Source organism: Streptomyces fulvorobeus (assembly GCF_013167895.1).
Lineage (GTDB): Bacteria > Actinomycetota > Actinomycetes > Streptomycetales > Streptomycetaceae > Streptomyces > Streptomyces fulvorobeus.
This window is the reverse complement of record NZ_BLWC01000001.1, coordinates 59,517-82,303: the sequence shown is the minus strand read 5'-3', so window position 1 is coordinate 82,303 and position 22,787 is coordinate 59,517. Positions and strand designations below refer to the sequence as shown.

Here is a 22,787-nt window from a genome sequence, read left to right as displayed (position 1 = left end):
ACACCGCGGGCCCCGGGAGTGCCGGGGCCCGCGGTGCGGTGCGAGCGGTCAGACCGTACGCAGCGTGGCCTCGTGCGAGGCCCGCTTCAGGTCCTGCTCACGCGACGGCGTGCCGCCGCGGAGCAGGTCGGTCCAGCCATCGCTGCGGCGGAGGTGGAGCTCCGACGCCCCGCCGAAGAGGCGCCTGCGCTCAGATACCCGGAGCTCCCGGGAGAGCTCTGCCTCGACGGCGGCCGTCATTTCCACGAGGGAGGGCGCGGCCGACTCGAAGGACGCCACGAGCGGGCTTTCCCCAGCTCGCCGCCCCAGCCGACGGTGAACGACTCGCTTGTCAGCAGCACGCGCAGGGCTACTTCACGGTCCCAGCCGAGCGGCAGGGCGAGCTCCAGATTGTCCCCGTCCTCCAGCGCTGTGCCCAGGTACCACTGGGTCTCGTCCCTGATGATCCCTGCGGGGTCGGCGGTGGTGAGGAGCGCGTCGACCGCGTCGATCAGCTCCCGCTCGCGCGCCGTCGGCTCGTCCCGGGCGTTGAGTTCCGGGTCGGTGTGCAGGTAGGTCATAGCGTTAGGCATCCTTCGTCAGAACAGTGTGAAGTGCCGGGGCTTGTTGCGCCAGCGCCAGCCCACGCGGAAAGTGGGCCGGCTGGCGAACCGGTTGTGGTTCCAGCCGACCTTGACTCGGCGTGCCTGGTGGTTCCAGCGCCCGGCCGCGGTACCCCGCTGCCAGGAGTTCTTGGCCCGCCCGTAGTTCGCCACGCTGATATTGCCGTACCGGTAGCTCAGACCGCCGTAGCGGCCCGAGCGCAGCGCCCGGCTCGCGAACTTCGCGGACTTGGCGAGGCGGTAGGCCCGGTACCCGGTGTAGGCGAAGCGTGCTGCCAGGACGAACTGGCCGCCGGGTGCGAAGGTCAGCGCCGCCGCCCCGATGTTCCACTTGTTCTTCCAGGCCCAACGCCCGGCCTTCTTGCACCAGCCGCAGCTCCACCTGCCGTCCAGGTCGTACTGGTTCAGCGGGTCGGCATTGGTGTATTCATACGCGTTGGCCGAACCGCCGTATACCGGGTCCAGGGAGAAAAACCGGCCTGCCTGCGGGTTGTACAGGCGTACGCCCATCAGGGTAAGGCCCGTGAGGGTCTCGGCGGAACGCTGCTTGGCACCGAGCCAGTTGTACCGGGTGGCCGCCTGACCGGCGCGCGCGTTGCCGTACTCGTCGGCGTCCAGTGCGACCGGCGCCTCGGAGGTGTCCAGGGGGAGCTGCAGGGCCACGTCGCCGTGGATGTTGCTCAGCTGGAGGACGGTGTCGCCCGTTTTGGTGGTGGTGGCGCCCATGTCGCCGGAAGCCGTGTCCACGTTGCGGGTGAGCGCGCCGGTGGCGGTGTCCTCCGTGATCCAGCGCGGGTTGTCGCCGTCACCGTCGTAGTGGTTGACCTTGGATGCGGTCTGTGTCCAGGTCTGACCGCTGCCGGTCTCCACCTTCCAGGAGCGGAAGCGCTGGTTCGCGTCCAGCTGCCAGGTCTGTCGCTGGCCGCCGGAGGTCTGCTGGTGGACCAGGTCGTTGCTGTAGAAGCCGAACGTGGATCCGGGCAGCGCGGTGGTGCGTCCGAAGGCGTCGTACGTGTAGCCGCTGTCGACGAGGCGGTCGCCGTTGTCGTAGGTGTGGCTAGTGGTGGTGCCGCCCGTGGTCGGGCAGTCCGCGCCCGGCGTGCCGGTGGCGGTGGTGCGGGTCTTGCGGTTGGTGCGCGTGTCGAAGGTGTACGTGCGCTTGGTGCACTGGGTGCTGTACGTGTCCTCGGCCGAGACCAGGCGGCCCACCGCGTCGTAGCCGTATACCTGGTCGGACCAGCCGGCGTGCGAGGTGACCTGGCCGTGGACGGATTCCGTCACGGTGTCGGAGTACACGACCGTGCCGTCGCTGTCCCTCCTGTACGTGCGGTCCACCGGGGAGCCGGTGGAGTCCTCGCTGACGGTGAGTGTGTAGCCGCCGGGCAGCTTCTCCGAGATGACCGAGCCGTCGGCGTCGTACGTTGCCTGGAAGGCACCGGCAACGGAGTCGGTGGTCTTCGTGGCCAGGCCTCGCGGCTCGATCGCGGTGTCGTACGTGTAGGTCACCGTGGAGGGCACGTTGTCGGAGACCTTGACCGGACGGTCCAGCAGGTCGTACTCGGTCCTGGTGGTGCCGCCGTCGGCGTCGGTGTACGAGATCTGGCGGCCGAGTCTGTCGAACGCCTCGATGATGGTCCCGCCGGTCGGCGAGGTCGCCTTGACCGCCTTACCGGAGGCCGGGTCATACTCGGTGGTGATTTCGGGCACCGCCTGTCCCACGCCACCGGTGACCGAGGTCTTGGTGACCCGGCCCGCGCCGTCGTAGGTGGAGGTGGTGGTGCGGGTCACGCCGTTCGCGGTGTCGGAGACCACGGCCGGGTTGCCGTACCAGTCGTACTGGGTAGTGGTGGCCGGCAGCTGCGCGGGGTTCGAGCCGCCGCCGGTGATTGCTCCCGCCTGGCCGGTGGAGCAGACGAGGTCCGCCCACTCCGGGCGGCCCTGGCAGGTGCCGGTGCCCGTGCCCGACCAGTACGTGGTCACCCGGGTGGCGGCGTCGGTGCCGTTGGCGCCGGGCAGCAGCTGCTTGACGACCCGGCCCTGGGCGTCGTACTCGGTGCCCTCGGTGATCGCTAGGCCGCCTGGGTCCTTGACGGTCTGGGTCGGCAGGCCCTTGGTCCAGTCGTAGACCGTCTGGGTGACGCGCGTCTCGCCGTGGACGGACGGGTGCTCGCGCACCTGGGCACCCGTGGTCACCTTGGTGGCCACATCCTTGACCTTCGCGGTCCCGTCCGTGGGACGGCCGGTGTCGAACTCGGTGGCCGTCCATGAGCGGGCGATCACCGAGGTGCCGGCCGGGACGTGGACGGTTGAGCCGGACTTGAGGTCGGAGGTGAGGTCGACCCGGCGCAGCGGGCCGAATTCTTCCAGCTCGCGGGTGCCGGTCGAGTTGTATACGGACCGGGTGGCCAGCAGGTCGGCCCGCTCGGCGGAGGCGAGCTGGGCGATGCCCAGTTCCGCCTGGGTGGTCCGGTCGGCTGCGCTCAGGCCGAGGGCCACCGCGCGGTTGGCCGCCGAGAGCTCGCGCACGGTGTTGCCGAAGCGGTCGTACTCGGTGGTGGTGACGTGCCCGCCGGGGGAAGCGGAGTTGACCTCGCGGCCGGAGACGCCGAGGTACTGCAGCGAGGCGCGGGCGTAGTCGCCCGAGCCCAGCGAGGAGCCGTTGTGCGAGGCCGGGACCGCGTCCGCCGGGAAAACGGCGGTGGCGTCGGTCGGGGCGTCAAGCTGGCCCCAGTCCTTCACGTTCGCCACACCCATCGGGTACGGGGCCGCACCGCCGGTCAACGGTACGTCGTACACCACCGAAGTGGCGGCGGTGCCGGACTCGACATCTGCGGTGCCCTGCTGAAGCCCGGAGCGGGAGGCATTCAGAAGCATGCCAGCACCCGCGGTGTCGGCGTGGAACTTCCACTCCGGCAACTACACCGGCACGTCCTGCCCCACCCAGTCGTGGGAGGTGTGGTCCACCGGGGCAGCGACAACCTCCTCGCGATGGGCAGCGCCGAATCAGCCGGCGTGGACCGCGGAAAAGGCCACCTCCTCGGAAACCCGCGGCAATCCCTCCTGCTCGACCCAGCCCGACGGCTGGATCGGCGCCGCGACCACCGAGGTCGGCCTAGACAGGCTGGTTGTCACCGACGGCGTTGTGGGCGATTGAGCCTGAGCGCGACAGGTCGACAAGTGTGGTCATCCGTGTCCGGCCTCCTACATCCCGCACACGATTCCCGAGCGGACAGACCAAGCCCGCAACCGGGCCCGGCGGGCAGCCGCGGAGGCCACCCGCCGGCCTTCGACCGCGAGGTTCACAAGCACCGCAGCGTCGTAGAACGGTCCCTCAACGCCTGCAGCAGTGGCGGGGCATCGGCTCTCATGCGTCACGTTCCTTCGATCGAGGTGTGCGGGCTGGGGCGGTGCGAGGCAATTTGTTGGACCGCTGCGGAGTTTCGCCGCGTCTCACAGCTACGTCAGGGCATCCGGAGGCCGCTGGCGGCGTCGGCTGGCGTAGGAAGCCGGTACGAAGGAATGTGCTCCAGGCTTGCGCATGTCGCTGTGAGGTGTCAGAACGCGGCGTTCTCGCGTGACCACGCGTGCCATTCGTTCCACACGGAGTGGGTCTTCGCGCGGTTCCAGTGGTGGTTCTTGGCGCGGGCGTAGCCGTTTCGGCGGTCGACGGTGATGAGGTAGCCCCACAGGTCGGTGCGTGTGGCTCCCTCGTGGGTGAAGGGGAAGTTGAAGAAGTGGCCGTGCCAGTGGTTCTGCTTGACGAGCAGCTTGTGCAGGGCGCGGACGGTGTTGTAGTTCCACCGGGGCCGGTTGTCGAGGGAGGACATGCTGAAGATGCCGTCGCCGATGTCGCCCCAGAACACCACGTGGGTGTGGTTGGGGAACTGGGCGCGGTGCCCGTGCAGGTAGCGTTCGAGGTCGGCCAGGCCCATCGTGGTGCGCAGGAAGCGGATCTGCTCGTCTACCGTCTTCTTCGCTTCGTAGCCGACGTTGGTCAGCCATCGGTCGTTGAGCCGGCCGAGCCGGCAGATGGCTTCGGGGTGGCTGATCATGTGCTTGTAGAGGAAGGCGAAGCGGCCGGTCTGCGCGCGCATCTGCCGCAGCCATGTGGTGCCGCCGTCGTGGATGCCCTTGAAGTACGGGCCCATGCCGGCGCCGGGGACCATCAGGGTGTGGGTCTTGAGCCAATCGCCGGTGCGGTCGTTAATGCCCCGGGCGATGTACAGGGCACGGTTGCGGACCTCGGCGCAGTTGTTGAGGTTCGTCTCCACCGGCATCACGCCCTGCAGTGAGCCGGCGATCCCTTCACGCTTGGCGCGCTGGATGAGGGCGGTCATGTCGGCGATGAACTCATCGGCTCCCGGATGCCGGTTGTAGGCGCCCCAGGACTTGTCGCTGCGCTGCAGCCACTGCCGCTTCCACAGGTACACGTTGATGCCCCGGCGGTTGAGTTCCCCCAGCACCTTGATGATCTCGTCGTTGCGCTGCTTCTTCGTGGTGCCGCGGGGCAGGTCGCCCATGTTCGCGACGCGCAGGACCACCGTCTTGAAGTCGTTGTTGAACAGCGACGCGACCGCGGTGCGGTAGGACAGGCCCTGGGTGTCGAACCGGACGCCGAACGTGTCGAAGTTGTCACCCGGCTGCGCCGGGCGGCGTACGGTGCGCCACTTGATACCGCGGATGCTGTCGGGGTTCTGCGACACCGGGCCGGCCAGGGGCGCGGCCCCGGCAACCTCGACGCCCAGCGTGCCGCCGGCCACCGCCGCACCGGCCACGGAGATTCCGATTCCCAGGAAACGACGCCTTGATGTTGCCATAACGGCCCCCTTGAATAGTCCGGTTCGTACGACCGGTGTACCGGCGGCTGCACAACGGCGGTGTGCCTTTGCCCGCCGGATCACCCGTATGGCGGTACGGCTTCGCCACGGCAATCTCGCACTGCGCAGACGCCACACAGCAGCGCTCAGCCACTGCCAAACGCGCGCCCCGCACGCTCCGAACGCAACAACGCGCTGCTCACTAGCCGTGGTGCCGGACGCCGTGGTCCTCGGTCCGGGGCTCTGCATGGGTGCTCGGGAGGCCCCTACGCCTCAACGTAGGCGACGATCGTGATCGTCCGCAGGGCCGTCACGAAGTAGATGATCCGGCGCCGTCGATCTCGTCCGCGTAGTCGCGCAGCAGGGTGCCGGGGATTTCGGTGCCCAGCTCGGGGTTGACGCTGATCGTGACGATCGCGCGGTCCAGGCGGTGCGTCTCGGACGCGGTGAGTTTGGTCAGCTGGGTGAGCGCGGGCTCCACCGTGATGACGCGCGAGCGGCGCGGTGCGTGCTCAGGCGCCACGGGGCTGCTCGTCGCCAAGGCGGGCGAGGTGGGCGTCGCAGGCGGTCTCCCACGGCACGCCGGACTCGGGCGAGGGGTAGCCGTTGGCCGCGATCTCCTCCAGCACCGAGGCGAGGACATCCACCTTCGCCCGCTGGTCGGCCGCGTACGCGCGGACGGACGCGGCGGCGTGCTCATCGAGGGGCTGACGGGCGGGCGCGGTGGCCGGCTGCTCGCTCATCCGGAGGCTCCTGGCTGTCATCTGGCGTGTGTCACGACGGTATCGCCGGGCCGGGCCACCGGACCCCGGTACGGACGAACCGGCCGCGGGCGGGCCGTTCCGGGCGAGAACGGAGTATCCTCTGGCAAGGGTCCTGCCGACGTTGAGCGTCTTCACCTGCGCGGGTCTTGTGTGCGTGCTTGTTTTCGGTGGCGCTCTCGATCGTCTTCTGGGCCGTGTGCAGTAGCCGTAATACGGCGTTCCCGGGCCCGTGGGATCGAAACGGCCCGCGCGGGTTGAGCCATGCTGTGGGCCCGGGGCCGTCATGACGGCCCCGGGCCCACTCCTGGCACTGCGTCGTGTGCACCCGAGTGTCTCGGGGCCCGTTCAGGAAGTGCCGACGATCACGTTGTCGATCCATGTGGTGACGTTGCTGATGCGGGTGAAGACGGGACTGCGGGGTGACGGAGCGGCCAGACCGCAGCTGCAACCCCAGTTGTAGATCCCGATTGGTTTTCCCGCGTGAACGTGAGCTCCTTGGTCTGCTGGACAGAGGTGGGGCACAGTGCTCTGACGTGCCTGTACACGCGTTGCGTGGTCCTGGCCGCGTGCGGCACCACCCGCCGGGGCACGCCGAGCGGCCCCGCGCGGGAGGCCGCCCGCCCGCCGGGCCCGGACAGTCGCGCCCGGGCCTGTCCTGACGCCCTATGGCCCGCCACGGACGAGTTCCATCGGTCGCCCGCAACAGGGTTGACAGCTCATCGGGAATCGGGGCCGGAACACGAAACGCTCCAGACGTAATACCGACCGAGGGTGCTCCACAACGGCCCAGATTTACGCGACCGTCGTCAGCCTTAAACCCATTTGACCCATTCGACGGTGTCATTGTGGTCGTTGGATTCCTCCAGCGGCTCGCCGGCCTTGAGGACGCGGCAGATGCCCTTGCTGCCGACCAGCTTCGCGTCGCTCTCGGTCCTGTTGACCCAGGAAGACACGTTCCTCGCCATGCTGTCGCCGTCGTCCGTGGGCAGCTTACTGAGGTCCACCGGGTATCCCGCGCCGATGCCGTAGGCGCGACCCTTGCGGCCGCGGTCCTTCCACAGCCCCAGAGTCCTCGGAGGGCACTCACTGTTCGAAATCACGACCACACCGTTAGGCAGCGTTGGCGTGTTCTCCTGCGGTTTGCTGACGGAGGCGTCGAGGAGGCTGATACGGCATGCGTCTTTGCCGGCAGCGCAGTAGATCAGGTCGGGCATGGTGAACTTTCCCTTGGTGATACCGAGGGTGGGACGCCATCCGGTGTCCTTGACGATGGAGTGTTTGGCGGCGGTCGTGGCCTCCGCGAAGACCTGGGCGACGATGCCGACGCCGGTGAGGCGTCCGTCCTTCTTGTGGAAGGCCGGGGTGCCGCTGTTGAAGATCCGGTTCCATCCGTAGGTCCGGCGGACCATGGCGTGACCGAAGCGGTAGGCGGCCGCGGAGAATTCCAGCGGCATCAGGAAGGGCTGCGCCGAGGTGCCGGCGGCGTCACTGTACTGCGCCTTCAGGATGTTCTCGTCGATGATGCGGGGCAGGAAGTCGTGGCGGACCAGCCACTGGTAGTTCTTGGTAACCTCTGCCCGGGCTTGCCCGCCCTGTACGTGCAGGCCCGCGCGGAGGGGGACCGGCCGGTGCGCAGGGAGGCGTTCGACGCGATGGCGACTGGACGGCGGGAGTTTGTGCCGCACCGGAGTGGCAGGAGACCGACCTGCTCCTGTGGAACCGCCCACGGCCTGGTGCCGCTTCTTGCCTTCTACGTGCCCGACGGCCACGGCGCGACTCGGAACCGGTACGTCAACTTCGAGCGCTCCCGTCGTCGTTCCACCGCGTTTCCAGTGGCGCGGGTGGGCCGCCCAGTGTGCCTGACACCCGACAGCCCCCGACCGCAGACCCGCGAACTATGCGGTCACAGCACCAGGCACCTCCGGGCCGAATCCACCATGGCGGGCGGTGAGGTGAGGGCAGGTGGCCTCATGCAGGTCATGAGACGCCGTGGCTGGGCGTGTCGTCCGCGCGCACACACTCGATGAGGTAGTCACCTGTGTCCGGGTCGATGGTCACGCCGTGCGCCTCGCTGTGGAAGCCAGGGAAGGCCCGGTCGAAAGCCTCCAGAGCGCTGAGGTAGCTCAGGATGGGTCCATCGGGTGCGCCCAGCGCTTCTCCAGGCATCAGGACAGGGATGCCCGGAGGCGTGACAGTGACCATTGCGGCGGCGATCCGCCCCGCGGCCTGAGCGAGTGGCAGGCGTTCCGTGCCGCCCCTGATCAGTCGCTGATAACAGTGCTGCGGAGGGTGGACCGGCTCGGGAAGCTGCTGGAAGGCGGTGTCCAGAGCGGTGATCAGCTCGGCGCGGGTGAGGTGTTCGTGCATGTCCTGGCACAGGCCGCGCAGGGTGACGTGGGCGTAGCGCTGCGGGTACTGCTCGACCAGTTGGGGCAGGACCTGCCGCAGCGGGGTATCCGCGTCGTGAAGCGACTTGAAGTCCATCAGGGCGTCCATGAGTGTCCCCCACTTCCCCTTGGTGATTCCCATGGAGAACAGGACGAGCGTGCTGTAGGTGTCGGTTTTCTCCACGACGATGCCGCGGCGCGCGAGGTAGGAGGTCAGGACGCGGGCGGGGATTCCCCAGGGTGCGGTCTCGCCCGTAGCGGTGACCCCGGGACAGGTCAGTGTCACCTTGATGGGGTCCAGCATGCACTGCCCCTCGCTCAGCCCCGGGAAGCCGTGCCACTCGGCGCCGGGTTCGAGCAGCCAGCAGTTCGGGTCCGAGGCCAGCAACGTCGGGGAGGCGTCCGCGAAGGCCGTACGGGTTCCGGAGACCGGATCGGTCACCGCGTCGGGCTGCCAGACACTGAAGAACCACGGCAACCGGTCGCCGGCCTCGGCGATCCTGCGGCCGGTCCGGACGACCGCCTGCCGGAACCGGATCGCCTCCGTCACCGCTTCGTTGACCAGCCATTCGCCTTGGGGTCCGTCCATCATGGCTCCGGCCACGTCGAGCGAGGCGATGGCCGGATACAGCGCCGAGGTCGTGCCGTGCATCATGAACGCTTCGTTGAACCGCTCGTGCTCGACCGGCGCCCTGGGCGAGGACTTCACGTGCACCATGGCGGTCTGAGAAAGGGCTGCCAGCAGCTTGTGGGTGGACTGGGTCGCGAAGACGGTAGGACGGTCGTCTTGCTCCTCGAACGTGTCAGGTCCCACCGCCATGCCGTACCGGCCGGCGTAGAGCGGATGGAAGCGCGCGTAGGCGAACCACGCCTCGTCGAAATGCAGTCGGGGAGTGCTGGGCGAGAGGGCACGGGTGGTCTGCAGGGTGTCGTAGCACAGACCGTCGTAGGTGGAGTTCGTGATCACGGCATACTGCGCCTGCGCTGACACCGCACCCGAGGCCAGAGGATGCGCGGCGATGCGGGCGGCCACAGCCTGCTCGCCGATCTCACTGGCCGGCAGGGGGCCCGCCAGCCCGTACCCGTTGCGGGTGGGCACGAGGTAGACCGGGCGGGCGCCGGAGATCACGAGTCCGTGCAGGACGGACTTGTGACAGTTGCGGTCCACCAAGGCGATCTCGTCGGTGGTCACGCAGTAGTGGCCGACCATGCGGTCCGCGGTGGAATCACCGTGCAGCACGAAGTAAGTGCGATCGGCGCCGAAGATCCGGGCGGCATTACGCTCGGCCTCGCCGATCGGGCCGCTGTGCTCGAAGAGCGAGCCGAGCTCTCCCACCGAGATCGACAGATCCGTCCGAAAGAGCCGCTCACCGTAGTAATCGAAGAAGGCCCGGCCCACGGGCGACTTCAGGAACGCGACCCCTCCCGCGTGTGCGGGGGTGTGCCAGGAGTACTCGTGGGCGTCATCGAAACGGCGCAGCGCCTTGAAGAACGGCGGCAGGACGGAGTCACCGTAGGCCCGTGCCGCACCCGCCACACGCCCCGCGATGAAGGATGGGGTGTCCTCCAGAGGCCAGATGTACCCCACGGCAATCTCGGCCACCCACAGGGGAAGCCTGTCCAGGCCGTGGTCGGACTCTTCCGTCATCACGACGAAGGCGGGAAGGTCCATGAACCGCTGGGAGATCTGCCGCAGGACCGCAGCCCCGCCGCCCTCGGCGCTCCCGCCGGCTTCGGACTGAAGATCCCAGCCCACCACGGCCGCGGTCAGCCCGGCTTCTGTGCGCAACACCGCGCAGGCGCCCTCGGCTGTTCGTGCCCAGCGGACCTCCAAGCCGCGGTTCTCCAGCTCCTTGCCGATACGCCGAAGCTGGTCACCGCCCACCCCGCCGCCCAACGGGTCCTCGCGCAAGGCCAGCAGGACAGTTCCGTTCGCCATGACACTCTCCATCGGGTTGGTTGATCTTCACTCCACAGCCGAGTGTTCCGGTTGCCTACGGGAGGTTCGGCGACTTCCGTACGGATCACTCGAAAGGGGAGCGAGGGCGCGGTGGCCAGGGACGACGGGGAACTGTGGACTCGTCCGGTCATCCCGCGAACCGGTGCAGGTGCCGCCGCGTGTGCTCGGCCTCCAGTCGTTCTCTAGGCCGAAGCCATCCGTCTGATGTCCGCTGCCCGCCTGCCAAGCTTGGCCTCCGGTCCGCACCCGTTGACTACGTTCCCCGCTGGGATACGGGACTGGCAGCCACCGCTTCCGGAGTTTGACGGTGGTATTCACTCATTCCGGTTGGTTGATGCGGGAGCCGGTCCGGTGGCGTGGGTTCGTGCGGCAGTGTCGCGAGGGGAGCGGCTTGCTCCTGTGGCCGTTGCCCGCTGTGGCGGGCTCGGCCCGGCATTCGACGCAGGGACACCATATGACCAGCACAGTTACCGGATCGCCCGAAATCGTCCGGCTGGTGACGATTCCCACTGCGGAGCGGGATCTGCAGTGGCTCAAGGAGGGTTTGCAGGCGGCCGTGGCCCTGGAACTCTCGACGCTCCCGCCGTACCTGTGCGGCTACTGGTCCATCACAGCACCGTCATCCGAGGCCGCACGGCTCATTTCGCAGATCGCCGTCGACGAGATGTTCCACATGGGGCTGGTCTCCAACATGCTCACCGCGATCGGGGGGACGCCGCGCATCGTCGAAGTGGCGACGGAGATCTCCTATCCGGGTCGGCTGCCGGGCGGGGTGCGGCCGCAGCTGAGCGTGTACCTGTCCGGCCTGACGAAGAATTACGTGAAGGAGGTGTTCATGGAGATCGAGATGCCGGAACACCCCCTGGCGTTCACCGACGAGGGTGTGCCGACGATCGGAGCGTTCTACGACGCGCTCCTTGATGCCTTCAAGGACGTCAACCCCACCATCGATCCCACCAGGCAGCTGACCAGCAACGTCGGTGCGGGGAACGAGCTCGTGGCGATGACCGACCTCGACGTCGTCGAGGAGAGCATCGCCCTGATCAAGGAACAGGGCGAAGGCACGCCGGAGTCACCGAGCGGCGGGGACCTCCCGGCCCACTACTACCGCTTCGGCGAGCTCTACCACGGTCACAAGCTGCGCTGGACGGGAACCGACTGGAAGTTCGACGGCGACCCCGTCGCATTCCCCGATGTGTACCCGATGGGCCGGCTCACGACAGCCTCATGGCCCAACCCGGCTCCGGACGTGGCCGCACTGCTGATGACGTTCAACCAGACCTACACCGCCATGCTCGGACACCTGGACAAGGCGTGGGAGACCGGGTCCGCCACCGAGCTGAACGCGTCGATCGGCAAGATGTACCAGCTCGCTTCTCCCGCGCGTTCACTCATGCAGATGCCGCTGCCGGACAGCGACGGCACGCAGCACTACGGACCCGAATTCCTCGTCGTGGCGACCTGAACCGACCCGGCGAATGCGACCGGTGAGCCGACAGACCGGGCATCGTTTCCGTTACTTCATCAGGTCCGGGGTAGGAGATCCACCCCTCTCCTTATCAACCTGGTCGGCCTCAGGAACAACGGTACGGCGCTGACCTTCCTCTTGGACCTGACATCGGCCACTCCGGCACCAGCCGAAAGCTCCGCATCGGGGTCAGGACCGCGGCCCGCATCCTCGTCGACGTCGGTGACGGCAGCGGCTTCCCCGCCGCCGGACATCTCGCCGCCTACGCCGGCCTGGCACCCGTGACCAGGAACTCCGGCGCGGGCGGCGTGGTGCGGGGGCAGGGCGATGGTGAGGTGGCGCAGGCGTGCGTCGTCGGTACACGTCGCGGCGCTTGGCCCCCGGGCACGGCGTGTGAATTGCCCAAGTCGGTAGCCGTAAGCGTCCTCGTACTTGGCTGGGCCAGGGGCTGCTGACGTCTGACCGGCCGCGCGTGTTCCACTTGCAGTGCGTTGCCTACCGCGACTCGCCCTCCTTTGACCAGTCGCGGTCGCGGTTGTGGCAGGTGAGGGCGTGCCGCAGCGCGGTCTGTATGTCCTCGGGGAGCTGTGCGCCCTGGGCGTGCTCGAGGAGCTGTTCGGCCACGGCGGTCAGCTTGGTGTTGGTGTGCTGGGAGACTTCCCGCAGCACTGCGAGCCCTTCGTCCGTGGGGACAGCCACCAGCCGCCTCCGTGCCGTCCCTGGCGAACAGAACGATCCAAGCCTCCCTCGACAACACCGCAAAGAATCTTCAACTCGGGTAAGTCGGCGGGGTGGGCAAGAAAGCGCAACCGAAATACCATCAGGTCGTAAGGTGTGCCGAATTTCGCTTTCATGATCAGCTCGGCTCGTTGCTTGACGCGCCTCACCATTATGATCACGACTCGGGTGTATATCGAACGGAGTGCGTAATGAGGGTTTTTGCTCGCGTGGCCATGCGGGCTAGTACCGCATTATGCCTGGCTCTGGGGACGACCCTGTGGATGGGCGGTCAGTCGGCCGCCCACTCTCCCGCTGCAGGCCCGACGGGCCACTGCACGTTCTACTGGCCTGAGAAGACGACGACGTGTGCGTATTCACTCAATGATTCAGTCATAGACGGGAACATGGTCGGTGTCTCAGTGGCCGTTTTATACGACTGGGTGAATTACAACTCCAACGGCCCGACTTTGGTCATCTCAGTCCCGAACGACTGTACCAGCACTCTGAATGACAAAGACCATAGAATTCCCCAGATGCCCAGTGACTGGGAAAATGCAGTCAGTTCAGTAAGTACCGAGTTGTGGAGTTCTCATTGCGACGTATGATTCTCCGCGGATACATATTTCCGAGGTGAGTGTGGGGATCAATGGTTCCACAAGCACTGGGATCTCACCCAGGTGCCATACGGCTGCTACAACAAGGCCAGTTCCTTCGAACTCAGTTAATACCGGGGCGGGTCAGCGAGGGCCCTGCCGGGTCAGTTCCGGCAGGGCTGTTGTCACTTACTGAGGTTTTCGTGTTGTCGTCGGGTAGTGACGGTTCATGATCCCTGCGGTATGCCGGCGGAGTGAGGTATTCGGAGGATGGGGGCCTGAGCGCTGAGCGTCGGGCGTTTCGTGAGGAGATCCGGCTTCGGGCCGGGCAACGGTTCGCGGCGGGTGAGGAGACCGCGGTGATCGCGAAGGACTTGGGAGTGAGCGTGCGGTCGGTGGAACGCTGGCGCCGTGCCTGGCGCGCGGGCGGCATGGAGGGCCTGCGTTCCGCGGGTCCGGCGAACTCGCCGACCATCACCGATGCCCAGTTCGCCGTGCTGGAGGAGGAGCTCGGCAGAGGCCCGGCGGCGCACGGCTTCGAAGACGAACGCTGGACCCTGGTCCGGGTCCAGGCGGTGATCCGCCGTCGGCTGCGAGTGAGCCTGTCGGTGGCGACGGTGCGGCGGCTGCTGAAACGGCACGGCTGGTCCTGGCAGGCGCCCGCCCGCAGAGCACTGGAGCGTGACGAGCACGCGGTGGAGTTGTGGAAGAAGGAGGTGTGGCCCCGGGTAAAAGGCTCGCGGCGGCCTCTGGGGCCTGGATCGTCTTCGAGGACGAGGCCGGCTTCTCGATGACGCCGCCCCGGGCCCGCACCTGGGGCCGGTGCGGGCATACCCCCGTCATCCGCGTGCGTGGCAGGTCCCGCCGCCGGACCTCGGTTGCCGCGCTGTGCTGCTACAAGGCCGGCGAGAAGAGCCGTCTCATCCACCGGCCCCGCACTCACCTCCTGCTCAAGGGCGCCCGTAAAAGTTTCTCCTGGCAGGACTACCGCGACCTCCTGGTGCGGGCACACATCCAGCTCGGCGGACCGATCGTGGTGGTCTGGGACAATCTCAACACCCATCTGGCCGCGGGGCTGAAGCGGTACGAGGCCGAACGCGACTGGCTCACCACCGTCCGGCTTCCACCGTATTCACCCGACCTGAATCCCGTCGAGGCCGTCTGGTCACTCGTGCGCAGAGCAATGGCCAACACCGCTTTCACCACACCCGACGACCTCGACCGCAAGCTCCGCAGCGAGTTACGCAGGATCCAACTCCGACCCCGTCTCATCGACGGCTGTCTCACCGCCACCAGACTGGCCATCAACCCACCGACCCCACCCTGAAAACCTCAGTAGTGTGTTCAGCGGGCGCCGACCACACCACCGTCTTCCCTGGTGATGACGATCGTGGCCGACCGGGGACGGCCGGTGGGGCTGAAGTCGGGCCAGTTCGAACTCAGCCGGGGGTTCTCCGGCGTACCGGAGTCACCGGGGTGCTGGATGTTCACGAACAGCGACCGGCCGTCCGGCGTGGACGTGATGCCGGTGATCTCGCAGCGCGGCGGACCGACCAGGAACCGGCGGATGTCGCCGGTGTCGGGGTCGGCTGCCAGCATCTGGTTGTTCTGCGCGACGCCGTTGACCGTCGGCTGGGTTCCGTCCGTCTGGATCCACAGGCGGCCCTGCGCATCGAACCAGAGGCCGTCGGGCGAGCCGAAGGCCTGGTCCGGGGAAACGGTGGCGCCGCTGGCCTCGTCCCCGGCGAGCAGGAAGATGTCCCACACGAACTTCTCCGAGCTGGGGTTGCGGTTCTCGTCGATCTTCATGATGTGCCCGAAGCGGTTGTTGAGACGCGGGTTGGCAGCGTTCACCGACTCGGTCCGGGCCGTGTTGTTGGTACAGGTGAAGAACACCGCGCCTGTGCCGGGCTGCACCGAGCACCATTCCGGGCGGTCCATGGGGGTGGCTCCCACGGCATCCGCGGCAAGACGTGCGTGGATCAGCACCTCGGCCTGGTCGGCGAACCCGTCGGCCTTGGTCAGGCCCGGCTTGCCGTGCACCAGCGGCAGCCACTTGCCGGAGCCGTCCTCCTCGAAGCGGGCGACGTACAGGGTGCCCTTGTCGAAGGGGCTGCGCCGACGTTTGAGTGCGTCCTTGATCGGCTCGGCCCCCACGAACTTGTAGAAGTAGTCGAACTGCGTGTCGTCACCCATGTAGACGACGGCCTCGCCGCGCCTGCCGCGCACGACGACGGCGTTCTCGTGCTCCATGCGACCCAGGGCGGTCCGCTTCTTGGGCATCGACGAAGGGTCGAAGGGGTCGATCTCGACCACCCAGCCGAACCGGTTGTACTCGTTGGGCTCCACCCGCATGTCGAACCGCGGTTCCGTGGTGTACCACGGGTACGGGCTCTCCGATCCGATGCCGTAGCGCTCCTCGGCCGAGCCGGGCGGCGGCGGTTCCTCGTCGTAGAAGAAGTACTTGTTGATCGTTTCTTCGCACGTCAGGTAGGTGTCCCAAGGGGTCGGCCCGCTGGCGCAGTTGTTCAGGGTGCCCAGCACCCGCACGCCATAGGGGTCCGCGCTGGTGCGAAGCAGCGGGTGGCCCGCCGCCGGCCCCGTGATCTCCGCAGGCGTGGTCATGGTCACCCTGCGGGCGTACGTGGATTCGTTGAGGTGCCACTGGCCGTTGCGGCGCCGTTCGATCTCGACGATCGACACTCCGTGCGCGGCCATCGACTTGGCGGTCTTCTCCGGCGTCCAGTCGGTTCGGCCGTCGGTATGCAGCAACTGCTCGGCCGTGGCCTCGTGGTTCACACAGAGCAGACCGGAGCGATCGCCCTTGAGGGGGAAGTACCACATGCCGTCGTGCTGGTCACCCGCCTGCTCGGCCTGGTCGGCAGCGGTGTTGCCCGCGTCCTCGGCGAAGGCGGGCCCGGACGGCACGATCGGGTGGCCCCAGGGATAGAGCACCTGGTATTTGTAGCCCGGCGGCAGCACGACCTCATCGGCGGTACTCGGTGAGACAGCGGGGAACCCGAGCAGCGGCTTGCGGCCATCATGAGTCGCCGGTCTTGCCCGGTCGGTAGTGGCAGCCGCAGGTGGGGCTGCGAAGAACGACGCAGCGGCGGTGACGAGCCCTCCGGCCACCACCGTCCTGCGGGACAGACGACGGTGGGCCAACTCGGACATCGAAGGTGAAGCGGGTGTGTCGGGGTACACGTACGGTCTCCAGCCAAGATCAACTACAAGGTTTCCCTGTCACGGGTTCGCCACACTAGGAAGCCGAGATGGCCCACTCTCCCCTCGAAGGTGAATAAGAGGTCAAGAGGGGGGTGTCGAGATGGAACTCGCGGGGCCGCTGGGACGCCGTGGACACAGCGTGGTCGCGTCACGAACACCGGAGATGCGCGCCGTGCGGCCCCGGCCCACCCCACGCCTTGTGCACGAAAACGCGGGGGGAAATTCGCTACGTCGGTCTCTCCGGACCAGGAACCGTGCGGGCCGCGTACGGGACTAGTAGGGCTTGGTCAGGTCGGTTGGAGCCCGCTTGCCTGTGTATTTGTAAGCGATGGATAGGCTCCCGGTATGGATGTCCGCGTAGAGATCATTCGGGAAGCTCGTGAGGAACTCGTCGAAGCCTTCAGTCGGCTGCTGCCGCAGCTGTCGTCGACGGCCAAGCCCCTCGACTCTGACGCGATCAGCCTTATGGTGACGTGCGATGCCAACCGCGTGCTTGTCGCCCGGACGCCGGACGCGATCATCGGCTCCCTGACTCTGGTGCTGCTGCCTGTGCCGTCTGGATTGCGGGCCCGTATCGAAGACGTGGTTGTCGACGTTGGAGCACGAGGCAAGGGGGTCGCGTCCCTTCTTACCGAGGAAGCTTTGTGTATCGCTCGGCAGGCCGGTGCTCGCACGGTGGATCTTACTTCTCGGCCGGATCGCGCCGCGGCGAACCGGCTTTATGAACGACTCGGCTTTGCGGTTCGGGAGTCGACGGTTTATCGCGTCCCCATCGACAAGTGACCTGAGTAGTCCGGTTTCCCGGGTGGAAGCCCGGCGGACATGGGAGAGTGGGCCAGAAGCTCGGCCCCCGGGGAACGAAAGTGGCGGGGCTGGCCAGCCCCGCCATTCCGATCAGTCCCGGTGTGCTTCGCGGGACTCGGGTTGACCGCTGCAGCGGGGTGGCAGTCCAAGGCTCGGTGGATCATGGCCTGGGCCTGGACGCCTCAGACTCAGGACTCCGCACCGTCACGATCACGGTGCGGGGCCTGGACCTCTCGGCCAGCATCAGTAATCACGGGACCGTCACGCTTACTGGGTGAGTTCCACTCCACCAGGGGTGCGGATGGACTGTTTGAACTTATCCCCGGAATCAGACTCCACTTACCGAGCGGTAATAGTTGGTGCCGCCGGCGTTCAGCGGTCCGTTCCAGCGCATGGTCCAGCGTCGGCGCCCCTGTCCTGTGAGGTCCAGGCTCATCAGCGCCATATATGCGCACTTGAACCCACGGTGCTCGGCTCAGAAATCCGACTTTTCCCCGAGCGCATACGTCAGCACATAGACAGCACCGAAGTTTGCGATCGTCTCGTGCTGGAGCTCGTTGAGAGGTGAAGAGTTATCACCGATCACAACCCCACCGAGGTTGTCGTCACCTCCGATGTCTTCCTGATCGAAAAGATCGATCGTCATCTCATGCTGACCTGGGTTGAAGTCCAGGTCGATGCGCATAGGAGCGTGGTTGCCTCTGCTCATCGAGAAATGCCCGCGTGGTGGCCAAAACTGGCGACCGTCCCTTTGCATCATCATCTCGTCAGTCAGCTGATCGTGAGGTGAGACGCACTCGAGGTTCCGAAGACCTATGAATCTGCCCATCATCCTTCCCTCTCTCCCTGCCCCTGCTTCAAGTTGGCCACCATTACAGCATTCACGCAAACGGAGCAGGAGAGCGCAGCACGGTGTACGGGCTGGCAGCGGTATGCAGGTCAGGCGATATCCGCACAGGCAATCTTTCAAACTGGCGTCAGAGCAACACGGTCGCAATCGCAGGGCCCGCGGCAGAGGGCCGACTCATGCCGGGTGGCGAGATCGCCCCCCTAATAGTTCAGCCAGTGGTTTACGTAACGTGATGGCCGTTGACTCATTGCGGTTCCTGAATCTGATGCCCCCGCCAAGGGCGGTGGGGACAGGTGATGAGCGAGGCCGAGATCCGAGCTCTGGATGGGGAGCTCACGGGCCGACTAACGCGCATATTAATAATTTCGGGAGGGTGTGGCTTATTTGACGGTTTCACCACTCGGCGGCGCGCGTGCCTACCGGGGGAGTCGCCGTCCATCACCATGCGTCGCATCCGGGCGGCGAGCAGCGGCCACTGACGAGCGGTCCTGTGCCTGATGCCAGCAGCGGGCCGCTTCGACCGCTTCCGCGTCTTTCTCGCAAATCGGCATCGCACCTCGCGCGGAGCACCCGGGATGTCCGCCCCCGGATGGCGTGCGCGCACTATTCGCGCCGCGCGCACTGCCTGGACCGCACCACCGCGCCGACGTGCGCGCGCCGCCCGCACCATCGGGCCGAGAGTGGATGCCATCGTGCGGAGTGGACCCCACCCGATGTCCGCCACCGCATCCGATGCCGGGACGATGCACCGCATTGTGGGGAGACCTGTTCACGCGCGATGTCGCCCGGTAGATGCAGGATAGGTCGGGGCCCCACCCCTGGCGACGGGTTGATCAGTCGCGCGCCACGTTCGCCGCGGTCACATTCTCGATCACGCGGCCGAGTTTGGTCTTGGCCCGGGTCAGGTCCTGGATGCGTGCGGCGATGCGGTCGCGTTCGGTGATGAGCTGGTCGAGCATGGCAGGGGTCGCGACGCCGGTGCTCACGCACGGCAGGAGTTCAACGACGGTACGGCTGGAGAGGCCGGCCGCGAAGAGGTCCTGGATGAGCTGGACCCGCTCCAGGGCTTCGTCGGGATAGTCACGCTGCCCACCGGGTGTCCGCGCCGATTCCAGGAGCCGCTGTTCCTCGTAGTAGCGTAGGGCCCGCACGCTGACCCCTGACCGCCTGGCGAGCTGTCCGATGCGCATGACGCAGGTCGCTCCCTTCCCGCTCGTACCTCACGTTTACGTCAGGTTGAGGCTAGCAATGCCGGATCCGAGGGCAGCCCAGGGGGCTGATCGAACCGTCGTCGGCGCCGATATTGATCATGACCCGGTGGCGGAACCGAGGGGCGCTCACGCGGTTCACGTACGCACGGCAGCCCTCGCGTCGTGCCGGGATCGCCGAGCCCGCCCGAGGGCACATGGGTATCGACCGTGACGGGCGGCGTGATCCCTCGGAGTGGCGCAGGCTCCCACGCTCGCCCCCGCCTGCTCGCCAACCTCACCCATCCGCGCCTGCCCTCCTCCGGCCGGGTGGCAGTTGCGGCTTGCATCTCACGTCAACGTCAGGTTCTAGAGTGACGAGCGCCGGATGAACACGTCATTCCGGCCCGTCAAAGTAAGGCAGACTGTTATGCGCGCAGCCCGGTTCCACGAATACGGCGGAGCGGAGAGCCTGGTGATCGAGCAGGTCCCCGACCCTCACCCCGGACCCGGTGAGATCCGTGTCCGCGTCGCGGCGGCCAGCGTAAATCCCATCGACTGGAAGCTGCGCTCCGGTGCCCTGCACCAGCTGATTCCCCTGGAGCTGCCCGACATTCCCGGGCGCGACGGCGCCGGTGTGGTCGACGAGATCGGCGACGGGGCGCAGGGGGTGAGCATCGGCGACCGGGTCTTCGGGCTGGGCGGCGTCACCGGCGCGACCGCGGAGCTGCTCATCCTCTCGGCCTGGGCGCACACCCCCGCCACGTGGAACGACGAGCAGGCCGCTGGTGCCGGTCTCGCGTCCGTGACCGCGATGGGTGGACTGAACGCGCTCGGCTCCCTCGCAGGGCGCACCCTTCTCGTCGAGGGCGCCGCCGGAGGCGTGGGCAGCGCGGCGGCCGAGATCGCGGTAGCGCAAGGTGCCACTGTGATCGGGACAGCCAGTGAACGCAACCACGAGTTCCTCACCTCTCTCGGCGCCGTTCCCACCACCTACGGCCCCGGCCTTGCACAACGCCTCACCACCCTCGCTCCGCACGGCGTCGACATCGTGCTCGACACCGCGGCCTCCGGCTCCCTGGACGACCTCGTCGCGATCGCGGGCGACCCGAAGCGCGTTGCGACGGTGGCCGACCACGCGGGCGGGCAGCGCCTGGGCGCGCATGTGGTCAACGCGGAGAACGATCCCGCTCTCCTGTCCGCTGCGGCGGAACTGGGCGGGCAAGGCCGCTACACACCCCGTATCGAACAGGCATATCCCCTGCAGCGGATCGCCGACGCCCACGCGCACGCCGAGCGTGGGCGCACCCGGGGGAAGATCGTGATCTGCATCTGAACAGGCCGATCTGTATCTGAACAGGCTCACGAGGTGGGTAACTCGCAACGTACGGGCCTGCTTGGCGAGCGTGCCCTCGATCGGTACCGGCGAGCGGACGGTCCGGAGCGGGCCGATCTCCATGGCGCCTCGTCAAGCAGGCCGCCCCCACTCGGACACCGCGCGTGACACATGAGCCGTCGTCCCCGGTGCACTAGCCACATCCAGCTTCAGCAGCCCCGTGAGAGGGGCTCACATACGGGTTCTCGATCGGTCGCAGCGAAGCCCGCCAGGCGGAGTCAGAACTGACCTACAAGTGGCGTCAACCGTCACCTACGAAGCCAATCCGGTGCCCACCGCCGTGGCCAGGCCGATGCATCGTTCCTTGACCGGGGTGGAAAGGGGTGGCATTCCGCCGGACCGTGACGGCACCCGACAGGGAGAAGTCTCCGTCCCCGGGCCCGTACGGGCTTCCGCTCGGCTCAGTAGGCCACGGCCGCCGGCCACCGGGCGGCGTCGCTGCGGACGTTGGACAGGAACTGGCTCACCTGGTCGACCTCCTGCTGCGCTCGGCCTGTGTCACACCCTCGGTGCCCGGCCCGGAGGCCGGACATCAGGACAGAGCCCGCTGTCTGTGGCGTCGCTCACGAACAAAAGGGTTGCAAAAAGGGTGCAACCGGGAGGAAGTGGCGGCAGTCGGCAGTGAGCGTCAGACAGCGGACAAGGGGGCGCTTTGGACGGTAGCTCCGGCTCATGCGCACATCCGTGTGCGGGCCGGACCTGCCACCGATCCGGCCGCAAAGGGCCGGAGAACCGAGGACAAGATGACCACCGCCCCCACCCCGCCCACCCCGCCGGCCCCGACGGACACCGCCGCGACAGCGAGCCCCACGGCGGGCCCCGCTGTGAGCCCCGCGCCCAGCCCCGCAGCCATCGGCCGCCGCCTGAGCGTTGTTGCTGATCAGACCCCTGATTCGCCTGCCCCGGCCGGTTGCAACTCCTCTTCTGAAAGTACTGATGTACTTGGAGAAGCGTCCCGGCCCCGCAAGGCCGCGGCGGCGAAGGCGGGCGCGGACATCCGCGGCGAGGTCCTGCTCACCCTCGCCCAGTTGCGTCTGGCCACGCCCCGCCAGCTCAAGGCGCTGCTGCTGCCGCGTCAGCAGGGCACCGACCACGTACGGCGGGCGCTGCGCAACCTGCTCGCCGAATCCCCGGCACTGGTCGGCCGGACGAACCGCGCGCAGCAGAGCTACTGGTACTGCACCCCGGCGGGCCTCGCCGAAGCCGCGGCCTCCGGTGAGCTCGCACCGACGACCGGCCGCACCACCGGCAAGCGGATCGCGGCCAGCAAGACGGGCCTGCGTGAGCACAGCCTCGCCCTGGTCGACACCGTCATCGCCTTCCACCGGGCGGGAGCGGCCGACTTCGCCGACTGGCCGGTGGAAGGCGCCCACCCCACCCCGGCCGGGAACCTGATACCCGACGGCGTGGTGCTCCTGGCCGACGGGGCGAGCGCGTTCATGGAGATCGACCGCACCATGTCCTACGCCCGCCTCATCGCCAAGCTGGAGCGCTACGACGCCTACCGCAACGCGCCCGCGTCCGGGCGTGGGAACGCCGCCCGGCCCCCGCGCTCCCACTGGCAGGAGACCTACGCCGGGCCGCCCCTGCAACGGTCCTTCCCGCCGGTGCTGTTCGTCTTCGCCCCGGCCCCGCGCCGCGCGGCCCCGGACACCAGGGAGGCCGTCTTCCACGAGCGGGCCCGCAACGTCGCGAGCGTGAACTACAAGCTCACCGTGGCGACCACGACCGTGCCCCTGCTGACGAAGACCGGGGCGGGCAAAGCGGTGTGGCGGATCGTCGGCAAGGGGCACGGTGAGGAACACCGGACCCTAGCCACGCTGCCGAAGGCGCGGTGAAGCGGGGTCCGGGTAAGCAATCCCGCTGCGAGAAGTCTGCAGTCCAGCGGGGATTTCTCGGATTCACCTCAATCCGATTCGTTCCCCTATATAGAGTTGCATGGGTGTCCTGATCGCCGGATGGCTGAATCCGTCACCCGGGCCGGGCACTGTCTGGACTCCACCGGCCAGCCGGT

The 22,787-nt window shown here is 67.5% G+C and carries 16 protein-coding genes and 3 pseudogenes; 7 read left to right on the top strand and 12 right to left on the bottom strand.

Annotated elements, in window-relative coordinates; genetic code table 11:
* Window positions 1–48 precede the first annotated feature (48 nt).
* From Sfulv_RS29975 to Sfulv_RS00365, 3 genes and pseudogenes are all read right to left on the bottom strand, one after another.
* Complete coding sequence (locus Sfulv_RS29975) at window positions 49–240, bottom strand: hypothetical protein (RefSeq protein WP_256668756.1); 192 nt, start codon at window positions 238–240, stop codon at window positions 49–51.
* Window positions 237–560: a hypothetical protein gene (locus Sfulv_RS29970; RefSeq protein WP_256668755.1), complete on the bottom strand. Its 324-nt coding sequence runs from the start codon at window positions 558–560 to the stop codon at window positions 237–239. Before Sfulv_RS29970 ends, Sfulv_RS29975 begins: the two co-directional genes overlap by 4 nt.
* 18 nt (window positions 561–578) lie before the next feature.
* Window positions 579–3,500, bottom strand: a pseudogene (locus Sfulv_RS00365) (RHS repeat-associated core domain-containing protein); the annotation flags it as partial.
* Between Sfulv_RS00365 and Sfulv_RS00360 the strand changes: the two are divergent.
* Window positions 3,490–3,705, top strand: a pseudogene (locus tag Sfulv_RS00360) (hypothetical protein); the annotation flags it as partial. The pseudogenes Sfulv_RS00365 and Sfulv_RS00360 sit on opposite strands and share 11 nt — an antisense overlap.
* Before the next feature lie 451 nt (window positions 3,706–4,156).
* On the opposite strand, the gene Sfulv_RS00355 reads toward Sfulv_RS00360, so the two are convergent.
* The 5 genes from Sfulv_RS00355 to Sfulv_RS00335 form a co-directional block, all read right to left on the bottom strand.
* A complete protein-coding gene (locus tag Sfulv_RS00355; RefSeq protein ID WP_173310189.1) occupies window positions 4,157–5,419 on the bottom strand; it encodes a hypothetical protein in 1,263 nt (420 codons plus the stop codon).
* A gap of 310 nt (window positions 5,420–5,729) precedes the next feature.
* Window positions 5,730–5,942, bottom strand: a complete 213-nt coding sequence (locus Sfulv_RS00350) for a hypothetical protein (protein WP_246352940.1) — start codon at window positions 5,940–5,942, stop codon at window positions 5,730–5,732.
* Window positions 5,932–6,162, bottom strand: a complete 231-nt coding sequence (locus tag Sfulv_RS00345) for a hypothetical protein (RefSeq protein ID WP_173310187.1) — start codon at window positions 6,160–6,162, stop codon at window positions 5,932–5,934. Before Sfulv_RS00345 ends, Sfulv_RS00350 begins: the two co-directional genes overlap by 11 nt.
* A gap of 833 nt (window positions 6,163–6,995) precedes the next feature.
* Window positions 6,996–7,952 carry a hypothetical protein gene (locus Sfulv_RS00340; protein ID WP_173310185.1) on the bottom strand — a complete coding sequence of 319 codons (957 nt, stop codon included), beginning with the start codon at window positions 7,950–7,952 and terminating at the stop codon, window positions 6,996–6,998.
* A 208-nt stretch (window positions 7,953–8,160) separates the two neighbouring features.
* Complete coding sequence (locus Sfulv_RS00335; protein WP_173310183.1) at window positions 8,161–10,509, bottom strand: Orn/Lys/Arg family decarboxylase; 2,349 nt, start codon at window positions 10,507–10,509, stop codon at window positions 8,161–8,163.
* A 475-nt stretch (window positions 10,510–10,984) separates the two neighbouring features.
* Between Sfulv_RS00335 and Sfulv_RS00330 the strand changes: the two genes are divergently transcribed.
* Together Sfulv_RS00330 and Sfulv_RS00325 are read left to right on the top strand one after the other, a co-directional pair.
* The gene (locus Sfulv_RS00330) at window positions 10,985–11,995 is read left to right on the top strand and encodes a ferritin-like domain-containing protein (RefSeq protein ID WP_173310181.1); all 1,011 of its coding nucleotides are present in this window, start codon (window positions 10,985–10,987) and stop codon (window positions 11,993–11,995) included.
* A 185-nt stretch (window positions 11,996–12,180) separates the two neighbouring features.
* Window positions 12,181–12,321: pseudogene (locus tag Sfulv_RS00325) on the top strand (transposase); the annotation flags it as partial.
* Window positions 12,322–12,493: 172 nt separating this feature from the next.
* On the opposite strand, the gene Sfulv_RS00320 reads toward Sfulv_RS00325, so the two are convergent.
* Complete coding sequence (locus Sfulv_RS00320) at window positions 12,494–12,697, bottom strand: hypothetical protein (RefSeq protein ID WP_173310179.1); 204 nt, start codon at window positions 12,695–12,697, stop codon at window positions 12,494–12,496.
* A gap of 868 nt (window positions 12,698–13,565) precedes the next feature.
* On the opposite strand from Sfulv_RS00320, the gene Sfulv_RS31680 reads away from it, so the two are divergent.
* Window positions 13,566–14,638, top strand: a protein-coding gene (locus Sfulv_RS31680; RefSeq protein WP_425576920.1) for an IS630 family transposase whose coding sequence is annotated in 2 segments (ribosomal slippage) — window positions 13,566–14,076 and window positions 14,076–14,638 — 1,074 coding nt in all. Because the reading frame shifts where the segments join, the coding sequence is not laid out codon by codon here.
* 17 nt (window positions 14,639–14,655) lie between these two features.
* On the opposite strand, the gene Sfulv_RS00305 is transcribed toward Sfulv_RS31680, so the two are convergent.
* A complete protein-coding gene (locus tag Sfulv_RS00305; RefSeq protein ID WP_173310174.1) occupies window positions 14,656–16,485 on the bottom strand; it encodes a PhoX family protein in 1,830 nt (609 codons plus the stop codon).
* A gap of 396 nt (window positions 16,486–16,881) precedes the next feature.
* On the opposite strand from Sfulv_RS00305, the gene Sfulv_RS00300 reads away from it, so the two are divergent.
* Window positions 16,882–17,319, top strand: coding sequence for a GNAT family N-acetyltransferase (locus Sfulv_RS00300; RefSeq protein ID WP_173310172.1), 438 nt, complete (start codon window positions 16,882–16,884; stop codon window positions 17,317–17,319).
* 496 nt (window positions 17,320–17,815) lie between these two features.
* On the opposite strand, the gene Sfulv_RS00295 is transcribed toward Sfulv_RS00300, so the two are convergent.
* Both Sfulv_RS00295 and Sfulv_RS00290 read right to left on the bottom strand, forming a co-directional pair.
* Window positions 17,816–18,025, bottom strand: a complete 210-nt coding sequence (locus tag Sfulv_RS00295; protein ID WP_173310170.1) for a hypothetical protein — start codon at window positions 18,023–18,025, stop codon at window positions 17,816–17,818.
* Window positions 18,026–19,023: 998 nt separating this feature from the next.
* A complete protein-coding gene (locus Sfulv_RS00290) occupies window positions 19,024–19,380 on the bottom strand; it encodes a MerR family transcriptional regulator (protein WP_173310168.1) in 357 nt (118 codons plus the stop codon).
* Between the two features lie 427 nt (window positions 19,381–19,807).
* On the opposite strand from Sfulv_RS00290, the gene Sfulv_RS00285 reads away from it, so the two are divergent.
* A complete protein-coding gene (locus tag Sfulv_RS00285) occupies window positions 19,808–20,713 on the top strand; it encodes an NADP-dependent oxidoreductase (protein ID WP_173310166.1) in 906 nt (301 codons plus the stop codon).
* A gap of 803 nt (window positions 20,714–21,516) precedes the next feature.
* Window positions 21,517–22,611, top strand: a complete 1,095-nt coding sequence (locus Sfulv_RS00280; RefSeq protein WP_173310164.1) for a replication-relaxation family protein — start codon at window positions 21,517–21,519, stop codon at window positions 22,609–22,611.
* The last annotated feature ends 176 nt before the right edge of the window (window positions 22,612–22,787 follow it).

What these genes read in the sequence shown, in the direction of transcription:
- Sfulv_RS00290 (WP_173310168.1), bottom strand. Translation starts at nt 19,380, where the DNA reads ATGCGCATCGGACAGCTCGCCAGGCGGTCAGGGGTCAGCGTGCGGGCC.
- Sfulv_RS29970 (WP_256668755.1), bottom strand. Translation starts at nt 560, where the DNA reads ATGACCTACCTGCACACCGACCCGGAACTCAACGCCCGGGACGAGCCG.
- Sfulv_RS00280 (WP_173310164.1), top strand. Translation starts at nt 21,517, where the DNA reads ATGACCACCGCCCCCACCCCGCCCACCCCGCCGGCCCCGACGGACACC.
- Sfulv_RS00295 (WP_173310170.1), bottom strand. Translation starts at nt 18,025, where the DNA reads ATGCGCATCGACCTGGACTTCAACCCAGGTCAGCATGAGATGACGATC.
- Sfulv_RS29975 (WP_256668756.1), bottom strand. Translation starts at nt 240, where the DNA reads ATGACGGCCGCCGTCGAGGCAGAGCTCTCCCGGGAGCTCCGGGTATCT.
- Sfulv_RS00305 (WP_173310174.1), bottom strand. Translation starts at nt 16,485, where the DNA reads ATGTCCGAGTTGGCCCACCGTCGTCTGTCCCGCAGGACGGTGGTGGCC.
- Sfulv_RS00300 (WP_173310172.1), top strand. Translation starts at nt 16,882, where the DNA reads ATGGATGTCCGCGTAGAGATCATTCGGGAAGCTCGTGAGGAACTCGTC.
- Sfulv_RS00345 (WP_173310187.1), bottom strand. Translation starts at nt 6,162, where the DNA reads ATGAGCGAGCAGCCGGCCACCGCGCCCGCCCGTCAGCCCCTCGATGAG.
- Sfulv_RS00335 (WP_173310183.1), bottom strand. Translation starts at nt 10,509, where the DNA reads ATGGCGAACGGAACTGTCCTGCTGGCCTTGCGCGAGGACCCGTTGGGC.
- Sfulv_RS00330 (WP_173310181.1), top strand. Translation starts at nt 10,985, where the DNA reads ATGACCAGCACAGTTACCGGATCGCCCGAAATCGTCCGGCTGGTGACG.
- Sfulv_RS00355 (WP_173310189.1), bottom strand. Translation starts at nt 5,419, where the DNA reads ATGGCAACATCAAGGCGTCGTTTCCTGGGAATCGGAATCTCCGTGGCC.
- Sfulv_RS00285 (WP_173310166.1), top strand. Translation starts at nt 19,808, where the DNA reads ATGCGCGCAGCCCGGTTCCACGAATACGGCGGAGCGGAGAGCCTGGTG.